Here is a 20,002-nt window from a genome sequence, read left to right as displayed (position 1 = left end):
CCACCGGCGCATGGCACAACAATACGGCACCTCGCAACGCCAGGAGTTATCGCAACGGCGTATCACGCTAGATCCGCGCACGTTCCTCGAACGTGTCGGCGGATCGTTGACGCACCCGCGCACCTATGCACGATTCCAGATCGCGATGGCGGTGTTTTCGTGCGTTCTGGCCTTCGTCTGGTTGCCGATCACCATTGCCATGGTGTTGCTGCAAATTTGGTTCTCGTGGCAGCGACACGAAATGCCGATGCGCTACCCGAAGGACTTGGGAGGTATCGATCCGTCGCTCGATGTCGAGAAGCCGAATCCAAAAGGAAAGGGCGAGATTGTCGAGCGGAACGAGGCAGACGGCATCCTTTACCTCGGGAATCAGCGTTCCATCGACAGAGCGGAGCACCTCAAAGAGCTATGGGTAACCAACTCCGACGCGCGGACCCATATGCTGCTGATGGGCACCACGGGTTCCGGCAAAACGGTGACCTTGCTGAGCCTGTGTTTCAACGCTCTCGCGTGGGGATCAGGATTCTTCTACTCGGACGGTAAAGCCGATTCAAGTCTGCACGCGGCAGTATGGTCGTTGTGTCGCCGCGTCGGGCGAGAGGACGATTATCTCGTCTTGAACTTCATGACGGGCGGTGCGGACCCGTACAAGAAAAAGAAGTCCACCGAAAAGACTTCGAACGGTACGAATCCATGGTTCGAAGGTGGCCCGGACTTCCTGTCGCAACTCTCGTCGTCCCTTCTGCCGAAGGCGAGCGGCGACGGCGCACAGTGGCAGCAGAAGGCCGTCAACATGATGGACGCGCTCATTCGGACGCTTTGCTACGAGCGCGCGGTTGGCAACATCACGCTTTCGATCGGGGTGATCCGGGAATACCTGGCGTTGCCGAATCTCGTGAAGTTGTACCTGAAGGGCAAGAAAGGGGAGATTCCTGAGTTCGCGTTCCTGCCGATCAAGGCATACCTGGAAACCGGTTTGCCGGGCTTCAAGCCGGATCAGGCGGACAAGCCGGATAAGTGGGATCAAACAGTGTGGGATCAGCACGGCTACTTGACCGGCCAGTATGCCCGCACGCTGTCCATGCTGATGGACACCTACGGGTACATCTTCAAGGACAAGTATTCGGAAGTGGACATGATGGATGTGCTGCTGAACCGGCGCATTCTGGTGGTCATGATCCCGACGTTGGAGAAGTCGTCGCAGGAGGCGGCGAACCTCGGCAAGCTCGTTGTTTCGAGCATTCGATTGATGATGGCAATGAACCTCGGGCATAAGCTCGAAGGGACGTACAAGGACATCATCGATACGAAGGCCACGAAGTCCCCGGCACCGTACATCATCACGATGGACGAACTCGGCTACTACTTTGCCGAGGGTATCGCGCTCATGTTCGCCCAGGCCCGAAGCCTGGGCTTCATGATGATCGCGGCGGGGCAAGATATTGCCGCAATGGCAAAAGGGGAGAACAAGGAAGAAGTCGATTCGATGATCGCCAACACGAAGATCAAGTACACGTTGGCTCTCGAAGATCCCGACAAGACACTCGATGTCTTCAAGAAGGTCGCGGGGCAGGCGATTACCGTTGAAACTGGCTCCTATGAGGGGTCGGTGAACAACTTCACCTCCACGAATTACAGGCAGAACCTTACTGGTTCGATCCAACGGCGTGATCGCATCGAACTGCAAGAGTTGAAGGCACTGAAGGAAATGCAGGGAGTCCTGATCTTCAAGGATCAGGTGACACGTGCGCGCAGCTTCACGTGGTTCTTCTCAAGCAAGTTTTCCGATCTGCCGTTCCGGTTGAACCGCTTCCTGCAGGTCGATCGACCCAAGAGGGAAGACCTGGCCGAAAAGCTGAAGCCGATCGATCAGGCGGATGCTCGATTCACGACAATCGACCGGATCATGAAGAAGATCCGTCTCGGCCGTTCGCCGGCGTACATCGGAACGATCGATCCGATTACTGATGCCTTGCTCGACACCTATCGCGCGATCGAGACACACAATCCGAACGAGACGGCGATCAATCGCGGCATCGCGTACTACGTCGCCGCCGTCGCAGCGATGCGCAAGCATAAGGCTGATGAGGCCGGTCGGTATTGGGAGCCGATTGAGGTAGATCCGGCAACGCTGGATGATGCACCGCCCATCGATGTGCCGGACGAGGATGACGCGCCAATGGCTTTCGCTCGTCCAGTGAGCGGAGATTCCGCCGTACAGGATGGGACGCGGAATCCGGTCTATCACGATCCCCCGTTGCAGGAGAAAGCGAAGGAAGGCGAATCTTTCGAGGACTTGGTGCGGCAATTCACCGAGGCTCCATCCGAAGCGAAACAGACTGATCCTGCGGCGTTCGTGCCTTCGGATTACGATGCCGCCGAGATTGTTCCTCCGGCGATCGCTGGAACCTCCACCGCTTCGAGGACGGTTGAGCCGGCTTCCGATCCGATGGATGGCATGCCGGCTGCGGCAGACGATCTCGACGCTTTCCTGCGGCGCTTCCAGCCGCTTGAGGACGGGGGTGCTGTGGATGGTGTTTCTGCCGATATGGCAGAGCGCGATCCGGTGACGAACACGGTCGAACAGCCTCCGACCGGTGCATTCGCAGAGGAGGTTGTCGCCGATCTGGACGCAGTGCTCGCGGCAAACATTGGCGAACGGCAAGCGAAAGAGGTTGTGATCGGATTCACGGAGAAGACGGCCGATACCTTGGTGAAGATCGAAGAGGCGCTCGGTAGCGAAAGCCCGGTGGAATCCATGAAGACCACTGAGGCCGAGATCTCCGCTCAACTGAAGTGGACCAAACCGGTGGATGAGATGTCGGAAGCCGATCTGGACAGCATGTTCAGCAACATCGAGGCAACGATCAGCCGGTCGGCAAGCAGGGGGAGTTGATGATTACAAGACGTGAGTTTTGCAAGGCGTTTGCTGCCTCCGCGGCACTGGCCCCTTTGGTCAAACCCGCGCAGGCAAGCAACCATGCAGGCCAGGCCGTACCCACGCTGTTATGGGTCCGCCGGGGTGCTGACGAGGCGAAAGTCGATTACTCGACAGACGAAGGATTCCGGACCATCTGCTGGATGTTGCGCGATGTGAGGGCTGGAGTGGTTGGGACGCCAGCTTGGTCACTTCTGCAACAGTGGTCGTGGATGCAGGCGTGGCTTGCAGCCTACGGAACGCATGCCCGGTTCGATATCCATTCCGGACTCAGAACCAAGGCGACGAACGACTACTACGAAGGAGCGCTCGCGTCCTATCACCTACCTGATTCCAACATGGTGTTCCGCGCCGGCGACTTCAGTTCACCGTCCGTCTCAAGCGAGTACATGGGGCGGCTCGCTTTTTTGTCTCAGCAGGGTGGCGTAGGCTTTTACACGCGAAATTTCACTCATACCGACGTGAGGGGGCGGGTGGTCTTCTGGCGCTCGAAGTAGGGCGCGGGCGGTGCGCAAACGGTTGCCGGGCCGTCAGTGCGCTAACGCACACTAAGGTCATACAAAATATTGCGGGAAATTACCCCCTTGGGGATGCTGTACGGATTGTGTGCAACGCACTCTTAGATGCGTATAATCAATGCGATACATAATCCACAACGGAGTACCGCATGGTTTCCAGTGTTGCGGGACAAGGTCCAAATCCTGGCGGCGCAACCTCGGCACCGTCATTTTTCAGCCAGAAACCGATCGCAACCCTAGTTGGCGGGGCGCTTCATGTCAACAAGGCTGCCCTGTCAGCACGAGCGCAAGCCGCGCCTGGCGTGGCATCCGACGATGACGGTCTGTTTCTGCGCCTGATCGCCGCAATCCGGCGCTTCTTTGCCCGCCTTTGCCGGGTCATCCTTCCCTCCAAGTTTTTCGCCTCCTCGGTTGAAGACAATAGTCGTCCAGATGGCCTCTCGACGTCGGCCCAGGGTGGCCCGTTTCCGACCATTTCCGAGACCGAAGAGGAACTGGTGATCGACGGATTGCCCGAGTCCAGTCTTGATCGTGTCCGGCAGACCATCGATGAGATGGTCAATGTGGCGGTGGGCGACACGCTTCCGAACTCGTTGAAGACGGCTCTTGCGATGCCCGAACTTGGTCGTCGGCAGGCATTTCGCGTGTTCTTGCAGCAGAACTTTGGCGACACTCGCCAGATGCGAGAGGTACGCGCCGAGCTTCGCAGGCAGATCGAGGAAATGATCGAGCCGTTCGCCAGTGAACACGGCATCGACAAGGAAACGGCGTTGACTCTGTTCCGTGCCGATCTCGAGAGCGGGGGCGGGGTAATCGCAGAGCGCGTAGATCCCAATTCTGAAATCCGAGGCCATGTGGCCGAGTTGAAGCGCCTGGAAACGGCATTGGCCGCGCTCGCGAAAGCGCGTGGCATGATCTGCGCTCGAGCAATCGAAGCCGGGGTGTACACCCGCGAAGAGCTTGGGGCTGTCGTTGCGGCGCAAGGTCTCGACACGGAGTTCCTGTTCAAGGCGGAAGCGGTGGCTGCGCAGCCGGCCGAAGCCATGCCTGAGCGCGATTCGTCGACCGCACCTGCACCGGCAAACGTCGTCTCGATGGCCGACTACCGTCAATCGACGGGCGCTCCGGTGCCTGTGGATTACACGCCGGCGGAAGGCGTGCCATTGTCGCCGGCCGTTGCCGCGGCAGTGGATATGCTCGTTGAGCAGGGCGTCATCGAACCGGTGCAGGCGCAGGAGATCGCGCAATCTGCCGTCGTTGACGCTGCGCTGAGTGACGAGTCGGAGTTCGAGTTCGAAGCGGATACGAACGGGGATGACCTGGGCGACTTCTTCAAGAAAGACAGTGCTTCCAAGCCTGTGCCGAAACTATGAGTCAAAAATCAAAGGAAGGACCGATCCGATCACTTGATCTGGAAAAGTGGCGGACCAAGCACGGCCTCACCATCAGCGCAGCATGCGAACTGCTCGGTTTGCAGCGTGCAACGTGGGCAGAGCTTCAGAAGCATCCGGAAAAAGAAGTAGAAGACGCGACCGTGTGTGCGCTTGTCACTCTGTACGAGCGGTATCCCAAGGAAACGATGCCCATTACGCGCGTGATCAATATCCGGGAGCGCATGGTCAATCTTGGCTACGATCCGGATAACCCGAAAGACAAAAAGAGCTTTGCCGGAGCTACTGGCCGTGAGGCGGCAGCAGTGTACCGGTGGGTGAATGGGCAAGGTAACGTGAGCAAGCCGGTGGAACGCCTCCTGGAGGCGCTGGATCGCCTGCCTACCGAGTCGGGCAAGAAGAAGCGAAACGTGCTCGAAAGCGTGGCGATGGAGGTCGCGGATCGAGCCGGTATTCGCGATCCGCTGTCGCGGGGGTCGTGGCGTCGTGAGAGCTAAAGAAGGTTTGGGGGAAGGGTGATGATAAAAACGAAGCGCCCTGGTATCGACGTGACGGTGGTGCTCTTCTACAAGGCCGGCAGTGTGCCTGCGCGCATCGACGTTCAGGGCATCACGTTGCCGCTGTCCCGGTCGATACGTGGGTATATCACTGGTCTGTCCGGTCATCAGCGACTCGATGGCCTGATGTACGCTCGCCAGCATGCGGATGCCAAACGGCTTGAAATGATCGTCATCGATCTACTGGTCGGCTTCACGCAACCGATTTATACCAAAGTGCTTCCGCCCGAGCTTGTGGCACAACATGACGTGCTCAACCTGTTCCGGGTTTCCAAGAGCCTGATTGCCGAAATCGCGGAACACTGGCAAAAGTGGGTCAAGGACGAAGAAGGGGCGTCAGCCGTGAATCAGTACGACTGGTCGCGTCCCACGGACTTCGTAGCGCGTCGGCCTGATCTGTTGCCGCGGCTGTTGAAGCTGAAACAGTTCTCGCACATCAACGTTGTAACGCACCCTGTGCTGACCGCGTTCAGTGACCGGCCGCTGACTGCAACGACATTCCGAGTGGGCTACGACCACATCGAACAGGCGTCCGCGCGCTTTCATCCGGATATCGACGTCGTCGTATAGAGCAACGCGGCAGCGCTTCAACGAGCCCCGGCATCGATCGATGCGCGGGGCTTTTCTGTTTGTGCCAGTAGAAAAGAAATTTGTAACAAGATTGCCGGTATTCCGATCTCATCGCCATTTCCTAGGGTGGGCATTGTGCCCGCTGGAGATGGGGATGAAAAAGTTCTGCTTGGTGTGTCCCGGCGTTCGGGACGCAATTCCCGACGAGCTGCATGATCAGTTGCGGTCGCTGCCCGGTGTGCAGCTTGACCGCATCTCATCGGGCATCGTCAGCCTATGGTTCAACGGTGCTGAAGCCGAACTGCGCGCGTTGGTCGCCCAAACTGCATGGTCCGCCCTAGACCTTCGTATCAGCGAGAGCCGTGTGTATCGCTTGCAATAGTAGCGCGCAGTGCGATTTCTGGATCTCGGCGTTGCGAATAAATTGATCTATAGATCAATAAATGGCTTGACGATGATTGATCTATAGATCAATAATTGAATCATCGAATTGTGAGCGAGACGGTAAACCGCAATGAACACAGCCAAGCTCGACCCGCGCATCGGGATGTTGAACAGCGGGAAGTTCTACGCATTCGTCAACGGCTACGACAGGCCCGAAACCATCGGCACGCTTGAGGAAGTCGAGACGGCGCTTGGCCTGCGCAAGGTCACGAATGTTCGGCGCGCACGGAAGTCGCTGCGCGGTCAGGCGTTTAAGACGTACAACGTACACATGACGTTCGAGTTCCCCGCATGGGACGAAGTAGACGGCTACTGGTACGACGGCATCGCGGCCCGGAACAAGAGCGAAGCCAACAAGAAGGCGAGAGGGAAGGCAGAAGCAGATGGTCACACGGTCGGCAAGCGCGTCTGGTTCAAGGCGGCGGAAGTTGAATAACGACTGCCTCCGATAAATGAGAGCGACAATGAAAGACTTCAGTGTGTACAGCATGGGTTGTTTGATTGACCACGTACAAGGTGCGAGCCATGTCGCGGCCATGCGCGCGGTCGAGCGCAAGTATGCAGCCGGCCCCCTCGCCATCTGCCCGCTGGAGGCCCCGCGCGAAGCTCACAAGGCCGCAGCGGTACGGTCGCACTACAAGGTCAACGAGGTACCGCCGGAATTGCGCGGCTGACTGAAAAAGCATGCCCGCGTATGCGGGCCATCAGTGATCATCCAAGTATGGAGCCAATCATGTTTCGCACGCGTCACCTGAAGTGGGAAATCTGCGAATGCTGCGCCGGCAACGGTCGCGTCGAGCATTCAGCTTTCTCGAACGGCATCACGTCGATCGAGTGGGCCGAAATGTCGCATGATGAGCAGGCCACGTACATGAGCGGCGGCTATGACGTGGCATGTGCGCCATGCGCCGGCACGGGCAAGGTGCAGGTGCCCGACGTATCGCGCATGGTGTTCGGAGAAAAGCGCGAGTATGTGCTGTATCTGCGCGAGCGCGCGGCGGACGCACGCGCTGCCCGCGAAATCGCGGCGGAAATTGCTGCTGAACGTCGCATGGGGTGCTGATATGCGGACTCTCCTTCAAGCTGCCGAATTTGGCATGATCGCGGGCATATACGCGCGCGAGCGCGCTGCACACCCTAGCACGCGCGCGCTGACGATCCTCCGGTGGCTGCGCGATGATCATGGCCTCACGCTCGAACAGTTCGAGTGTGAGACTGAGCGAGGTCATTCGTGGCACTTCACGGGCACCGCATACGGTGGCGATGATTCTAGCCATATGGGGGAAGGTCGCTGTTACTGCGCGTACTGCGGTGCGGACGGCGACGCCTGATTGCGATGGGAAATCGACATCACGTGACAATGTTCGGCCGAAACGAGCCGATTTGCTGGCCTGTTCCTCGCGTGCTTTCTGAAGCGGAACGAGCCATCGTGATGCTGTATCGCGTGGGCCCGGTCGATGTGTCGGAACTTGAAGGCTTTGACGACCGGACGATGCGCATGCTGACGAATCGGAAGACGGTCGGCATCTTTTCGGGTGAGAAGCTGGTCGGAGTCGTTCGGCATCGCTTTCCGGGGGATGAGACCGTTGTCTACACGTTGAGTGGAGCAAGATTGCCCGTCATTTTCGGCGCAGCGGGCGAGGAATTGCGGGACTATAGCCAGAGTATCATCGCGCTCCACTCATTGATTGTTGACGAAGGAGCCAATGAAACAGGCAACGACGTATCCGGTTCTGACGCCTGACGAGGCGAAAGAGCTTTTGCGACGCAAAGGGTGGTCGAACAAGGCCCTCGCGTTGTGGTGGGGTTTCTCGGAGGAGTACATCAGCCGCACGATCAACAACGTTGATCGGAAGCGTCGCGACGATGACGCGCTACGCGGTTTGCCGAAGTGTCCGAAGGCCCTGATCGATAATTTGCAAACTGAGTGAGTTACGTCATGTATGACATTCTGGAGGTGCTGTTTTTTCATCAACCGACCGCGGACAAGCGAGCCGCGCTCGACCGGTTGCAAGAAGCGCTGAATGGTGACTTCGAGGTCGAGGGGCACGAGTTCGTGACGGAGACGCCGTTGGATGACTCCCGCCAGGTGGTACGGATCATCGCTGCGAGTGAAGAATTCGATTCCGGGCAGGAATTCGAAGAGCGCGTGCGCGAGCTTGCCTCGGAAGGAGAGTTCTCGTGGCAGCGCATAGGCGCGGTACCGGTTGGAGGCACCGAGACGGTGCTCTGCTAGAAACGCGACGAGACTGGCAGGTCGAAGCGCGACCAAATAACCTCACAAAGTGAAGAATTCATGACACAGACTGCGGTGGACGACAGCAGCGCATTCGGCATGATCGCCCGTGCGTTCCTTGACGGTGCGAATCTCGCACGATGCGACGTGCGTGACGGTATCGTGACGACGAAGGTGATTTTCGGGCGCGAGCGCCTCGATGACGGGTGGCCGTCGATATCACTCTCTGCGGCTGACGCGATGTCGATGTGGCGTTACGCGTACAACATGTTGTCGTTGAATGGAGTGTCGTCACACCCAAGGTTCGACCCGTCTGTACGCCAGTCGTCAGTGCTCCATCGAGCGGGGGATGGGGCGGAAGTCGTGCTCACATTCCAATCGATTCCTTGCGGAGATGGCGTCATCGTTTTGCTTGGCAATCGAGCGACACCATCGGAGTTTCTTGACGACTTGGTGCGCGAGGTCGAAGCGGAGACCATTGCTTTGCAGGCGGATCGCGTTGTCGAGTTGTCGGAGGTCAACATGCTCGAGGTGGTCGGCGAACAGTTTGCAGCCGGGCGAGGGGTGGTGCAATTGCAGAAAGGAATGACCGACGCTATGATCGCGACGGTCATCAAGGGGGCCGCGTCTCATGGCATGCCGTTCCAGGTGATCCCCGCGGAGTTGGTGGGCGCGACCAAATAACCCCAAGGTCGCTGGCGAGGCGACAAAAGCCCGCTACGCCGCCTAAGTCGAAAAATATGCCGCGATGCGCGGCACTGGCAAATTGGAAACGGTGATGCTTGCAGACATTAAATACATCTGGAAGGCGCAACGCGCGTCCGTATTCATGTTCGTCACGAGCCTGTTTTGGTTGCTCGTATCAGCAATCGGCATGGTGGAGCAATTCTCAAGTGGGCATCTGCTTTTTGGCACCATTCTCGCACTGATGGTCATTGTCTTCGCTTCGTTCGCGTTGATGGTCGGCGTCACGCAGTTGGCCGTTGCGAGGCAGCGGCGAAGCGCGGGCACGATTAGTTAGACATTGGAAGTCCGCACAGTGCGTCCTACCGCCAGAAGTACCATTCCGTTCCTGGTCAACACTCCCGCGAACGCCTGAATCTGCCTACCGTGAAGCACGGTCTCCAATTTTCTTGACTGGCAGGCAAAGAATTGCGAATATGCTAAAAAATACGTATCGTGCATGCGATACGTAAAACCGTGAGGTGGCTATGACGAAAGACGAAGTGGTTGCCCTGATCGCGGAGCGGACCGGTTCATCAAAGGCTCGGGCCGCGAGCGCTCTCGAAGCAGTGATCGACGGTTTGACAACGAGCATTCGCAGGGACGGGTACGCGAAGATCCATCGGCTGTGTTCCTTCTCTCTGGTCGAACGAGCGCCTCGGAAAGCGCGCAATCCGCGTACCGGTGCAGTCGTTCCGGTGCCCGCTCGGCAGGTCGTGAAAATCAAGCCGCTTCAGGCGTTGCGTGACGCTGTGGAGCGCTAATCAGGCGGATAACCGCAAGGTGAGCATGGAAACGGAAAATGCATTGCCGGGAGACCAAGCCCCGGCGCTTTATGGTGGCTCGAAGGTAGAGATGACTGCGTTGGGCAAGTTGGTGATTGCCTTGGTCGCCATCGGACTCGCGTTTGCGGGTTGGACTTACTACCAGGGGCAGGGAAACCGCCCGCGCGCGGCAGCGGGTGCCAGCCATCCCGTGATGCAGCCGGCTACTCGTGAGATGGCTCGGTCTTCGCAGACACCGACCGGTGTCCCGTCGTCCGACCAGGTGTTGCTCGTGCTTGAGAAGGAGCGGCGTGACCGCGCTGTTCAGATCGCCGCGTGGCGTGCAGTCTCCGAATCGAGTAGGCAGCAGCTTGCCGATTTGGCGTCGGCCATGGAAGTTGTCGATGCGAAGGTGGCGGCAATCCAGAAGCTGCCGGCCGCGTCGCGACCCGCCAAGGACGAAGTAACCGAAGGCGCGAAGGCGGTCCACAAGGCGGCCGATGCCGCGAAGGCTACGGCATCGATCGATGTTGCATCACTCCCGATCGAGACGGTGACGGCTCAGGCGATGGGGCTGACTGGCTTCGGAAAGGGCATGGTCGGCATCGGTGGCCAGAAGCTATCGGTTGGGCAATCGTTGCAACAGGGCGAAGCGATCGTGGCGATCGACCCTGAAAGCAGATCGATCGTCACCAACCGGCGAATCATCAACGTGACGAATTGAGGTAGGCGATGGCCAAAACTTTCCTGACTCGCGTCGGCATCGGTCTCGGGCTCGTGCGCCGGACTGTACCGGAAGTGCGGATGCAGACTGTCAATGAAGCACCGGCTGCGCCGGCAAACCAGCCGAGGCGCGCGCAATCGCCGTCGGCCGGAAGCACCAATGCGCCCGCGCGCGTACCGAGCAATGTTGCCCCGCGTCAAAGCCCGGCAGCGGGGTCCGCATCGGCTCCGGTATCCAGGCCGATCCCTGCCGCCTCGGTACCGCAGATTCCCGATGGTTTGCCTACGCGCATAAGCGAAACCGATATCCACACGGTAATCCCCGCAGCGGCACAACTGACCGGCGATCTGACGATCGAGGAAAGCATCGTGCTCCAGTGTGTGGTGCGGGGTAACGTCACGCAGGAAGGCGATCATCAGGTGGTGCTGACTGCAACTGGCGGTATCCATGGCACGCTTCGGGCGCGCACCACGGTAATCGGCGGGACGGTCGAAGGCGACGTGTTCGCCGATCGCGTGGTGCTTCTCGAAACGGGGATCGTCCACGGAAACATCCAGTACGTGACGCTGGCGATGAAGGAGGGCGCGTCAGTTACCGGAATGCTGACACGCACCGTCCCGAACGTACTCGACGGTAGCCACGGCGCGTCGGTGATCGCGCCCACTGCCGCACCCGCACTTCACGCGGTTCTGTTGGCGGAACAAGAGCGCGTGGCGTGACTAACCGCTTGCTGATATCAGTGGTGCTACTGGCGTGGAGCGCGCTATGCGCGCTTCTTGCGCAAATTCACTTTCCACATTTCCTGTTCATCTGCGAGTCCGTCGAAGCCCTATATGGAAGCTTGGCCGATGACGTGGTGGTGAGCCGCGCCACGCAGGCACTGATTGGCCTCCTGTGGATGGTCGGCTCGGTCGCCATCATCGTCTGCATCAAGCTCGCTCGCAGACCTCGGCGCGCACCCTCGCGCGCGCCATCCTCGTAACGCACGCTACGCTGAAGAATGAAGATCTTCCTCGGGTATAACGACTACCTCCGAAAAAAGGAGAGCAAGGACGTTCCGGTCTATTGGGACTCGGATGCGCTCATCAATCCACATCTCATCCTGTGCGGAAAATCGGGTACGGGGAAATCGTTCCAACTGCTGAATTTCATCGATCAAGCGCTGAAGACGGCCGGCCCCGGCTTCGAGAGATATCACAATCTCGACGTTCACGGCGACCTGATTGTGCCCGGTGAGTCGCGCGTGGAATTCTCGCGTGCCACCCGCTACGGCTACAACCCGCTCGTGCTCGACCCCAATCCGAAATCGGGCGGTGTCGATCGGCAAATCAACTTCCTGATCTCGACCATCAACCAGACTTCTCGAAAGCTGATGGACCGGCAGGAAGCCTGCATGCGCAACATACTGACCGACGTGTTCGCAGCCTATGGGATCTACGAGGATGATCCTGACACGTGGATTAGGGAAGAAATGACCGAGTCAATGCGTGCAGAGATGTGGGCGAGCCGTCGTTGGTCGGATATGCAGCGGTACTATCCGACGCTTGAGGATGCGATCGCCCTCGCCGAACGGAAACTGAAGGCGATGTACGGCGGCTTGAACATGAACGAGCACGGTAATCGTGCGGTCGCCGCGCTCGAGGAGATGAACCGCGCGGCTGCGCAGATGAACCGTGCCGTAACGACGAGCAAGAAGAAGATCGACATCGAGGACAAGGAGAAAGCAGAGAAGCAGTTGGAAGTTGCGAAGAGCAAGTATCTTGAACGCGTCTCCGACTATGTGTCTTCGATCGAAACTGGTCGCGAGTTCGATGACCTGATCAAGTACGACTCGAAGGAAGTCTTGAAAGGCGTCATCGACCGCTTGAAGAACCTCAAGGCCATCGGAATCTTCAACGGCAATCCGCCTCCATTCGATGAGAACGCTCGCGTTTGGTCCTATGACCTGACCAACCTGGACGAAGAGGACAAGTTCGTCTTCGCGAAGGTTCGCGCACAGCACATCGCTCGCAGCCGCAAGCTTGGCGGTTTGCAGTCTGAAATCAAGGAGATCATCGGACTGGACGAAAGCCCGGTTGTCTTCGATGACAATCCGGACAGCATCTACAACAAGATCGCCAAGGAGCTGCGGAAGTTTGGTCTCGCGCTCTGGTGTGTGGCGCAAACACCTTCGGACTTCCCTGAAGGTGTGATTACGACAGTGAGCACGAAGATCCTCCTCGGGATCGACAGCTACTACTGGACCGTATCCTGCAAGAAATTGAACATCGAAGAGAGCGTGTTGAAGTTCATCACGCCGCAGAAGACCATTGCCGTCTATATGGACAAGAAGGGTGCGACGAATTCGAAGTTCAACAACGTCCAGTTGCAATAGGAGCTACCAGATGCGAAAGCTTCCCAAGTTGGGTATGGTGGAGATGGCGTTGTTCGCGTTCGTGATTCTCAGCGCCACGATGTGGTTGCGAGATCAAATACCAGCGAGCGAAGTTGAAATCTCCGAGGTGCGGGCACTCGCTGCGCGTAACGGTGCTGCGCGCCAGGCCGTGGCCGAGATGTTATCGGCGGACCCGTCGCCGAATAGGCGTGAAGTCAGGCAATTGCGTGAGCGTGTTGTCTCGATCGAGCGCGTTGCACTTCGTCTGTCCGAAGATCCCTCCATGCGGGCGATGCTCATCGAGCGCGATCGGCTCGCCGCTACTCCGCTGTCGAGCATGTCGGTTGACGATCTGATCCGCTGGATGCTTTTTTCCGTAGGCCGATATATGACGCTGATCGTGGGCACGTTCGTGGGGCTCTGCGGACTTTTGCTCTTGCGCAGTCGCGGTCGGCCGAGGTGCGCGCGAACGTGACAGGAATGCGACATGTGGCGCGGGACATCAACGATCAATTTAGAAGGGAATGTTCTATATGAAAAAGGCTAACGCCATCAGATTGGCGGTGTTCGTTTCGATCGTGGCATTTGCTTGCGGTTGGGCGGCGAATGCGGCACGGGTCAACGCTCAAGAGCGCTGCTCCATTTCGTCAGGGGTGAAGATCTCGGGGCAGGCAAGGATCGAATGCGGTCAATAGGTCGTCGGTTTTTGTAGATGAAATATTGCGTATAAATGTAAGCATACAAACTAACTTACCGGATACAAATCATGAAAAAACGTACCGCGATTGCAGTGACGATCGCTGCATCGATGTGGATGTTGAGCGCTTCTTGGGCCAACGCTGCTGATTCGTCGGTTCATGTCGCAGAGTCGATTTCGAAGGCGGCTGCGGCATCGGCAAGGCCGAGCGCGGGGGCCGCGGCCATGGTAGAAAGCTGCGCGCCGAACGGGATCATTTCCATGCGAGACAGCACTCCGGTCTTCTGCGATCGGGGCGTGTGGACCGTCGCACAATTCGTGCCCGCGGCCGCAGCGCCGAAGCGTGACTGACCAGGTGCACTGACCCTTGCCGCTGCGAACCGGCGGCAACAGCCAGTGTGCTGACCACGCCAGCGATCAATATCAACCAGGAACCGGCCATGCGACTTCCGTTCGAACTCGATCCCGCCATCATTCATCACATCATCCACTCTCAAGCTGGATCTATCGGCAAGGCCATGATCGAGCTGATCATGAATTCGGTGGACGCGGACGCCCGTTCGGTCGTGCTCACTATGTCGAAGGAAGGCTTCACGTGCAAGGACGACGGGCGTGGTTTTGCAAGCCGTGAAGACGTACTGCGCTACTTCGGGAGATTCGGCACGCCTCATCAGGAGGGGGACGCCACCTATGGCAGATTCCGGCTCGGCCGAGGTCAGATCATGGCGCATGCCAGCACCGTGTGGAAGTCGAATCTCTGGCAGATGACCGTCGATACCCGGTCGATGGGATACAGCTACGATCTAGACGATCTTACGAATTCCACTGGAGTGCAGGGATGCGACATCTCCGGGAAGTGGTATGAGCCGCTGACCGACACCGAATTGCTCTCGGCGACACAGGAAATCCGCGATCTCGTCCGCTATACGCCGGTCAGCGTCGAACTGAACGGTCGCACTATCTCACGCGATCCGCGATCGGAGAAATGGGATCACGAGGACGAGTTCGCGTGGTATCGCGTCAAGGTTGAGGGTGCGGTATCGATCTACAACCAAGGGGTACTCGTTCGTCACGATTCCTCGCATCAGTGGGGCGCGGGTGGCCTGATCGTCTCGAAGAGGGCGATCTCACTCAACGTTTCCCGCACGGAGATCCTGCGCAAGACCTGTACGGTGTGGCAGCCGATCGCGAAGCAGTTTGGGGCCATGGCTCGCGAGATCTCGGCACAGCTTGGTGAGCACCGAAAGACAGAGGCGAGTCGTGAGAAGGCGGCGCATGATCTGCTCGCCGGCACCGAAAACCTTCTTCAGGTATTCGCGTCGGGTGAGGTCATCACACTGCTGCCTGGCAAGCGGCACCTGTCGCTGTTTGGTTTCCTTGAACTGAATGGCCGCATGCACGGCGGCCGGGCGAGTGTCGCCGAGAACGCATTCGACATTCCGAAAGCCGAAGCAATCGCGCGAGAGAAGATCGCGCAGATTATCCATCCGGTCACGCTCGCGCGCTTCAATTGCCCAACCACTGAAGACTTTCGCGACGCGCTTGAGCGCATCATGCCGATCGTTCGGGAACGGTGGGCTGCGTTGACGCGAGAGGAACGATATCCGCTTCGTGTCTGGAATATCGACGGTCTGGCCGTACCGGACTTTATCGACTTCACGACCCTGCGCGAGGCGTTTGTCGAGCGCACGACGATTGTCCTTGAGAAGGACGCACTTGATCGCGAGACGCGGCGCATGTGGACCGCCCTGCGTTGGTGTCTCCAGCAGTACGCAGGTTTGTGTGCGGGCGGGCGGAAGACTCGTAATCGCGGTGCGCAATATCTGTCCGGACACGAGCACCGTAGGCACATTCTGCTTGGCGAGTCCAACGCAATGGAAGCGTGGACGGACGGCGAATCGTATATCGCCTATAACGCCAATATTGTGCGGAGACTGAGGCAAGACCCGATCAAAACGGCCGGCTACCTGTTCAGTCTGACCGAGCATGAAGTCGCCCACCAGGGCGACAGCATCGATTGCGGACACGACGAGGCGTTCTATCAGCGCTATCACGACATCTCGATCGCTATGGCCGCGGAGCGCCAACGGTACATGCACCTGTTCATGCAAAAGTATGTGTACAGCATGGAGGGCGAGGGCAACAGAGACCGGAGCAAGTTGTGGTACGAGCAACGGCTGATCGAGCGGGCGAACAACGGTCGGCAGAAGCGCGAGTTGCCGCGCGCGATCGAGGATATGACCACGCTGCCGTTTTTCGCGGATACGGTTGCCGAGGAGGACATGGACGTCGTATTGACGATCAACGCACGCCTCGTCGAAAGCGGCGCGTTACCGCCGCCTCCCGATTGGGAGATTGTGCGCAGGAACGCCCGCGAAGCGCAGTGGCGAATCTCGGAAGCGCAGCGTGAGGCTCGCGCAGAAGAGGCTCGGCGTGATGCCGCTATCGAGGCAAGCGAATTGGAACTGGAAGCGAATGAGAAAGCACGCGTCGCGGCTCTTCTTGGCGTACAGCTTGACGCGATCGATAGCGAGGCGTGGGGATACATCTACGATGGCATTCGGTGGGGTATTACAGACGACTACATACGCGAGCTGTGGGATGCGAAGCCATGGGCGGCGCAAGCTGATCGGGACTCCGAGTTCTATGACAGGACAGAGCAATACCAGCAACAAGAGGTGGAGCGGATCGCGAAGATCGTGGGCGTGCTCGAGACCGAAATCAGCAGCGCTACGTATCAGTGGTTGTGGGAGGAGGAGGAGGGCGAGATCCGCCGACTGTGGGCAGAAAAGCCTTGGGAAAAGGTTGCTGACGAGGTTGGCCTCGAAACGGAAGAAGAGGAAGACGTGCGCAGCAATGCGCCGCCGGTGCGTCCGAAGGACGATCCAAGGAACCGACTCGCCGAAAAATACCATTCGCTGATTGCCGCTGGCGAGACGTGGTGGAGCATGGAGCGGAACGCCGCGGCTGCCGGATTCCATCGCGTCGAGGACTATTTGTCGTGGCGCTCGGAGAGCATGGGAGCGGGTGCAGACGAAGCGGGCGCTGCCGGGGAATCGCGATGAAGCTGCATCGCGCTTACGTTGTTGCTGGCGTGGTTGCGCTGCTGTCCGGTGCGGCCGGCGCGTCGCCTACGACCTGTCCACAGTTCTTCGCCGGCGGACGTGCCCCGGATCTTCAGCGGGTCGATCTCGCCGAGCGGGGGCATCAACTGTGCTTCTCGTTCTACTCCGTGGCGGAGTCTGGTGTGAGCCGGACCGCGATCTGGTCGGCGGAGCATCTGACGCGCGCCTCTGTCGAGTCAGCACGTCGGCAGAAGCGCGTCGATGCGTTCCATTCGGAGGCAGCGATCGGTGCGCGAGATCGCGCGGAACGCGAGGACTATCTCGGCTCTGGTAGGGATGAGGGGCACATGTCGCCGAGCGGCGACATGCCGGACGAGCGCTCGCAGTTCGAAAGCTTTTCCCTCGCGAACATGGTGCCGCAGTCACCTGACAACAATCGGCATCTGTGGCAAGGCATCGAAATCGCTACGCGTGCCCTCGCAAAGTACGACGGCGAACTGTATGTGGTGACCGGGCCCGCATTTATCGGCCCGCGCGCGTCGATCGGCAGGGGCGTAGAGGTGCCTACGCACGTCTGGAAGGCAATCTACGACCCGCAACGCGGTGCCGCCGCGTACATCACGCTCAATCAGCCTGGCGAGGCATATGCGGTGATCTCGATCGCCGACCTGACGCGCGCGACGGGCGTAGACCCCTTTCCGGCGTTACCTGACCGAGTGAAAGCCGCTGCGATTGGGTTGCCGACACCCCGGCCGGGCGGGCAAAGACTTTCGGTCGGTCCCGTGGGGATGTGGCAAATCGGGATCGCTCCGTCGAGCCCGATCAGCAGCGTGTATGGCCAATCTGCGCCGCTTGTCGAAGAAGGAAGGACGCGAGAGCGTTGGCATAACGAGCGGCTCGCGCGCGGCGCTGTACGAACGCTTGTGCGTGCGCTTCGCTACTGACGGGAGGCGGGCATGCGAAAGCGCGGAAATCGAATTCACCATTCCAGGCGAGATCCGGCTGCCTTCGTGCGCCTCTTCGGAGACCGTCTTCTCGTCCCGCCAGGCCATGCCATGAAGGTCGAGTTGGCGTATCACCTTGCTCTCGAGGAGATGCGAATGGGGCGAGGGACAGACACGGGCATGAATCAGCTTGCCTATGCGCTGAATCTCGCTCTCGTGCTCTGCGAGCTTGGGTTCAGGAGCGAGCAGGTAGCTTGTATCCGCGTCGCACAAGAATGTCTGGCGCGCCTTGGGGCCGAAGGGCGACGGGGTGGCCGATGGTGTGTCGATGAAGAAGCGTATCGCGCGATCGGGCCCGCACTGGCGGTTCACGATAGTCAGTTTGTGACCGCTACGGTGGCTGAGATTCGTAGAGCGGAGAGAACGATTCTAGATCGGATCGCGGCCGGCGATGTTGTCCGCGTGGAGGCGGGGGCGGCGCACCAGTGCCCAACGGTAGAGGGAGACTCGCATGGAAAATGTAGATGATCAACTCGTCGGCTCGTGTGAGTCGCAAGAGGAAAAGGTTGCGCTTTGGCGAGCGAGGTCGTTGTCATTCAAGGCGCGTCGTACATGGAACGTCGTCACCGCGGTCGCCACGGGGTACGTATCGATGAGGCAGGGGTACTTCGCATTGCGTTATCCGGCACACGTGGTTGGCCTGGCGATTAAACCCTCCCGAGGCAGGGGCATGTTGTTGATTTGCCCTGCAGCAGCCGAAGCTTGCGCGTCCTTGGAGCGGTAGTGGAATCGGTAATCAGTCGCGAGAGCAGTGGAAGAAAGCAAAGGAGGCCATATGGAATTATCGGACCAAGTAGTCGATGTCACACAACTGGATCACGCGGCACAGGTGCATTCGCGTGGGCGCTCTGCTCACCGGGCGGAAGGAACGCCGTTGCGCGTGGACGTAGCGCAAGACGAGATTGTCATCTCTGGCGAAGGCTCGTTGGCAACGTATAACTGGAAACCGGAAAGGTGGGGGCGTGCCGTCAAGCGCCTCTCCATTCGCGCTGGGCACAAGGCACGCGGCGACATCGAGGAAGCGGTGTTTAGTGTCGTGGCGACGGATGGAGAGGATTCCGGTCACCAGGGCGTCCTCGTAGATGGTCTCACCGAGTCGGAAGCACGAGATCTGATCGTTCGCATTCAGGACGCGGTAAAGGTAAGCCTCGGCATTACCCAGCCGGCAATTCCCGTTGTCGATTTGCCGGATGTGCCCGTCCGACTCGATGCCGGCTCGCAGTCTTCGCAACCGGCTGGCATCGGCAGGATGGTCCTCAATGGCATAGGGAAAGTGCTTTCCACTGCGGGGCTGGTAGTGACGGTTGTTGCAGTGCTTTGCGCGCTGTCGTTCGGATTGCCGGTCGCCTATAAGGCCGGTGAGCACGTTGCTGCTGGCATGTTTCCCGTGGCGGATGCCGGCGACGCGCGCAAGATCGTCCCGTATGACGGCGAGCTGTTGCGAGACGTGCCTTTGGCGCGGCCTGTGCCTCACCTTAAGCCGGTGCCGCCGTTGGGCAAGCAGTAAGCGCCGCTATCAAGGATCTGCCCCGCCTGCCGTTAACGGGGGCAGATAAGAATCAATGAGAGGGCTTGCGTAAATGGAATTGCTTCTGTGGATCGGGATACCGGTAGCTATTGTTTCAATCCTCGTCGCCGGTTTTCGGCAATCCTCGTGGCGAAAGGCGCAAACGGATCGGCGCATTCTCGAGCTTGGCCGCAAGGGCTTTCGGGCCAGTCACGCCCTGACGCGCGGGGGCGTTAGCGTGCTCTTCGATGACTCGCGTCGGGAGATAGCGTTCGTCAGGTGGGACTCCACGTACACATTCAGTTACGCCGATGTGCGGACGCGGACATGGCATTGGCTCGATAAAAACGGGACCAAGATCAACAACCGCATCAGCATCGCGATCGCGAGTCCTCAAACACCGCTATTCGACGTGCATATGCTTGGCGCGCGGGACGCGGAACAGTGGATGGCGAAGATCGATGCCATTCTGGAAGGCTGACCTGCGGTC

At 59.0% G+C, this 20,002-nt stretch carries 25 protein-coding genes; all 25 read left to right on the top strand.

Translation table 11 applies throughout. The features are described from left to right. Positions 1-10 precede the first annotated feature (10 nt). The 25 genes from G3N96_RS04690 (at position 11) to G3N96_RS04570 (ending at position 19,993) form a co-directional block, all read left to right on the top strand. The gene (locus G3N96_RS04690; RefSeq protein ID WP_206136416.1) at positions 11-2,896 is read left to right on the top strand and encodes a TraM recognition domain-containing protein; all 2,886 of its coding nucleotides are present in this window, start codon (positions 11-13) and stop codon (positions 2,894-2,896) included. Continuing rightward, positions 2,896-3,435, top strand: a complete 540-nt coding sequence (locus G3N96_RS04685) for a D-Ala-D-Ala carboxypeptidase family metallohydrolase (RefSeq protein WP_206136415.1) — start codon at positions 2,896-2,898, stop codon at positions 3,433-3,435. Before G3N96_RS04690 ends, G3N96_RS04685 begins: the two co-directional genes overlap by 1 nt. A gap of 170 nt (positions 3,436-3,605) precedes the next feature. After that, a complete protein-coding gene (locus tag G3N96_RS04680; protein WP_206136414.1) occupies positions 3,606-4,829 on the top strand; it encodes a hypothetical protein in 1,224 nt (407 codons plus the stop codon). Further along, the gene (locus G3N96_RS04675; protein ID WP_091924178.1) at positions 4,826-5,344 is read left to right on the top strand and encodes a hypothetical protein; all 519 of its coding nucleotides are present in this window, start codon (positions 4,826-4,828) and stop codon (positions 5,342-5,344) included. The genes G3N96_RS04680 and G3N96_RS04675 overlap by 4 nt, the downstream gene beginning before the upstream one ends. 21 nt (positions 5,345-5,365) lie before the next feature. Continuing rightward, positions 5,366-5,974 carry a hypothetical protein gene (locus G3N96_RS04670; RefSeq protein ID WP_206136413.1) on the top strand — a complete coding sequence of 203 codons (609 nt, stop codon included), beginning with the start codon at positions 5,366-5,368 and terminating at the stop codon, positions 5,972-5,974. A 154-nt stretch (positions 5,975-6,128) separates the two neighbouring features. Continuing rightward, positions 6,129-6,356, top strand: coding sequence for a hypothetical protein (locus tag G3N96_RS04665; RefSeq protein ID WP_206136412.1), 228 nt, complete (start codon positions 6,129-6,131; stop codon positions 6,354-6,356). A 132-nt stretch (positions 6,357-6,488) separates the two neighbouring features. Beyond that, a complete protein-coding gene (locus G3N96_RS04660) occupies positions 6,489-6,854 on the top strand; it encodes a hypothetical protein (RefSeq protein WP_206136411.1) in 366 nt (121 codons plus the stop codon). Positions 6,855-6,882: 28 nt separating this feature from the next. Beyond that, positions 6,883-7,092 (top strand): hypothetical protein, encoded by a 210-nt coding sequence (locus tag G3N96_RS04655; RefSeq protein WP_206136410.1) that lies wholly within the window; start codon positions 6,883-6,885, stop codon positions 7,090-7,092. A 20-nt stretch (positions 7,093-7,112) separates the two neighbouring features. Further along, entirely contained in the window at positions 7,113-7,481 is a 369-nt protein-coding gene (locus G3N96_RS04650; protein WP_241022483.1) for a hypothetical protein, read from the top strand. A gap of 291 nt (positions 7,482-7,772) precedes the next feature. After that, the gene (locus G3N96_RS04645; protein WP_206136409.1) at positions 7,773-8,162 is read left to right on the top strand and encodes a hypothetical protein; all 390 of its coding nucleotides are present in this window, start codon (positions 7,773-7,775) and stop codon (positions 8,160-8,162) included. After that, entirely contained in the window at positions 8,125-8,349 is a 225-nt protein-coding gene (locus G3N96_RS04640) for a hypothetical protein (RefSeq protein ID WP_206136408.1), read from the top strand. The genes G3N96_RS04645 and G3N96_RS04640 overlap by 38 nt, the downstream gene beginning before the upstream one ends. An 8-nt stretch (positions 8,350-8,357) precedes the next feature. Beyond that, complete coding sequence (locus tag G3N96_RS04635) at positions 8,358-8,654, top strand: hypothetical protein (protein ID WP_206136407.1); 297 nt, start codon at positions 8,358-8,360, stop codon at positions 8,652-8,654. Between the two features lie 60 nt (positions 8,655-8,714). Further along, complete coding sequence (locus tag G3N96_RS04630) at positions 8,715-9,338, top strand: hypothetical protein (RefSeq protein WP_206136406.1); 624 nt, start codon at positions 8,715-8,717, stop codon at positions 9,336-9,338. A gap of 94 nt (positions 9,339-9,432) precedes the next feature. Then, positions 9,433-9,675, top strand: coding sequence for a hypothetical protein (locus tag G3N96_RS04625; protein WP_206136405.1), 243 nt, complete (start codon positions 9,433-9,435; stop codon positions 9,673-9,675). A 190-nt stretch (positions 9,676-9,865) separates the two neighbouring features. Further along, a complete protein-coding gene (locus G3N96_RS04620; RefSeq protein ID WP_206136404.1) occupies positions 9,866-10,141 on the top strand; it encodes an HU family DNA-binding protein in 276 nt (91 codons plus the stop codon). Continuing rightward, positions 10,122-10,865: a hypothetical protein gene (locus tag G3N96_RS04615; RefSeq protein WP_206136403.1), complete on the top strand. Its 744-nt coding sequence runs from the start codon at positions 10,122-10,124 to the stop codon at positions 10,863-10,865. Before G3N96_RS04620 ends, G3N96_RS04615 begins: the two co-directional genes overlap by 20 nt. Before the next feature lie 8 nt (positions 10,866-10,873). Beyond that, a complete protein-coding gene (locus G3N96_RS04610; RefSeq protein WP_206136402.1) occupies positions 10,874-11,584 on the top strand; it encodes a polymer-forming cytoskeletal protein in 711 nt (236 codons plus the stop codon). Beyond that, the gene (locus G3N96_RS04605; RefSeq protein WP_206136401.1) at positions 11,581-11,847 is read left to right on the top strand and encodes a hypothetical protein; all 267 of its coding nucleotides are present in this window, start codon (positions 11,581-11,583) and stop codon (positions 11,845-11,847) included. The genes G3N96_RS04610 and G3N96_RS04605 overlap by 4 nt, the downstream gene beginning before the upstream one ends. Before the next feature lie 18 nt (positions 11,848-11,865). Next, on the top strand, positions 11,866-13,239 hold the full coding sequence (locus G3N96_RS04600; protein ID WP_206136400.1) for a DUF87 domain-containing protein: 1,374 nt from the start codon (positions 11,866-11,868) through the stop codon (positions 13,237-13,239). Positions 13,240-13,249: 10 nt separating this feature from the next. Next, positions 13,250-13,714, top strand: coding sequence for a hypothetical protein (locus tag G3N96_RS04595; RefSeq protein WP_206136399.1), 465 nt, complete (start codon positions 13,250-13,252; stop codon positions 13,712-13,714). Between the two features lie 291 nt (positions 13,715-14,005). Next, positions 14,006-14,287 (top strand): hypothetical protein, encoded by a 282-nt coding sequence (locus G3N96_RS04590; RefSeq protein WP_206136398.1) that lies wholly within the window; start codon positions 14,006-14,008, stop codon positions 14,285-14,287. A gap of 89 nt (positions 14,288-14,376) precedes the next feature. After that, complete coding sequence (locus tag G3N96_RS04585) at positions 14,377-17,001, top strand: ATP-binding protein (RefSeq protein ID WP_206136397.1); 2,625 nt, start codon at positions 14,377-14,379, stop codon at positions 16,999-17,001. After that, positions 16,998-17,945 carry a DNA/RNA non-specific endonuclease gene (locus G3N96_RS04580; protein WP_206136396.1) on the top strand — a complete coding sequence of 316 codons (948 nt, stop codon included), beginning with the start codon at positions 16,998-17,000 and terminating at the stop codon, positions 17,943-17,945. The genes G3N96_RS04585 and G3N96_RS04580 overlap by 4 nt, the downstream gene beginning before the upstream one ends. Positions 17,946-18,780: 835 nt before the next feature. After that, positions 18,781-19,512, top strand: coding sequence for a hypothetical protein (locus G3N96_RS04575; RefSeq protein WP_206136395.1), 732 nt, complete (start codon positions 18,781-18,783; stop codon positions 19,510-19,512). Between the two features lie 73 nt (positions 19,513-19,585). After that, positions 19,586-19,993: a hypothetical protein gene (locus G3N96_RS04570; protein WP_206136394.1), complete on the top strand. Its 408-nt coding sequence runs from the start codon at positions 19,586-19,588 to the stop codon at positions 19,991-19,993. Positions 19,994-20,002 lie beyond the last annotated feature (9 nt).

Origin of the sequence: Burkholderia sp. Se-20373 (genome assembly GCF_017104705.1) — a bacterium.
Taxonomy (GTDB): Bacteria; Pseudomonadota; Gammaproteobacteria; order Burkholderiales; family Burkholderiaceae; genus Burkholderia.
This window is presented reverse-complemented; position numbering and strand designations above follow the sequence as displayed.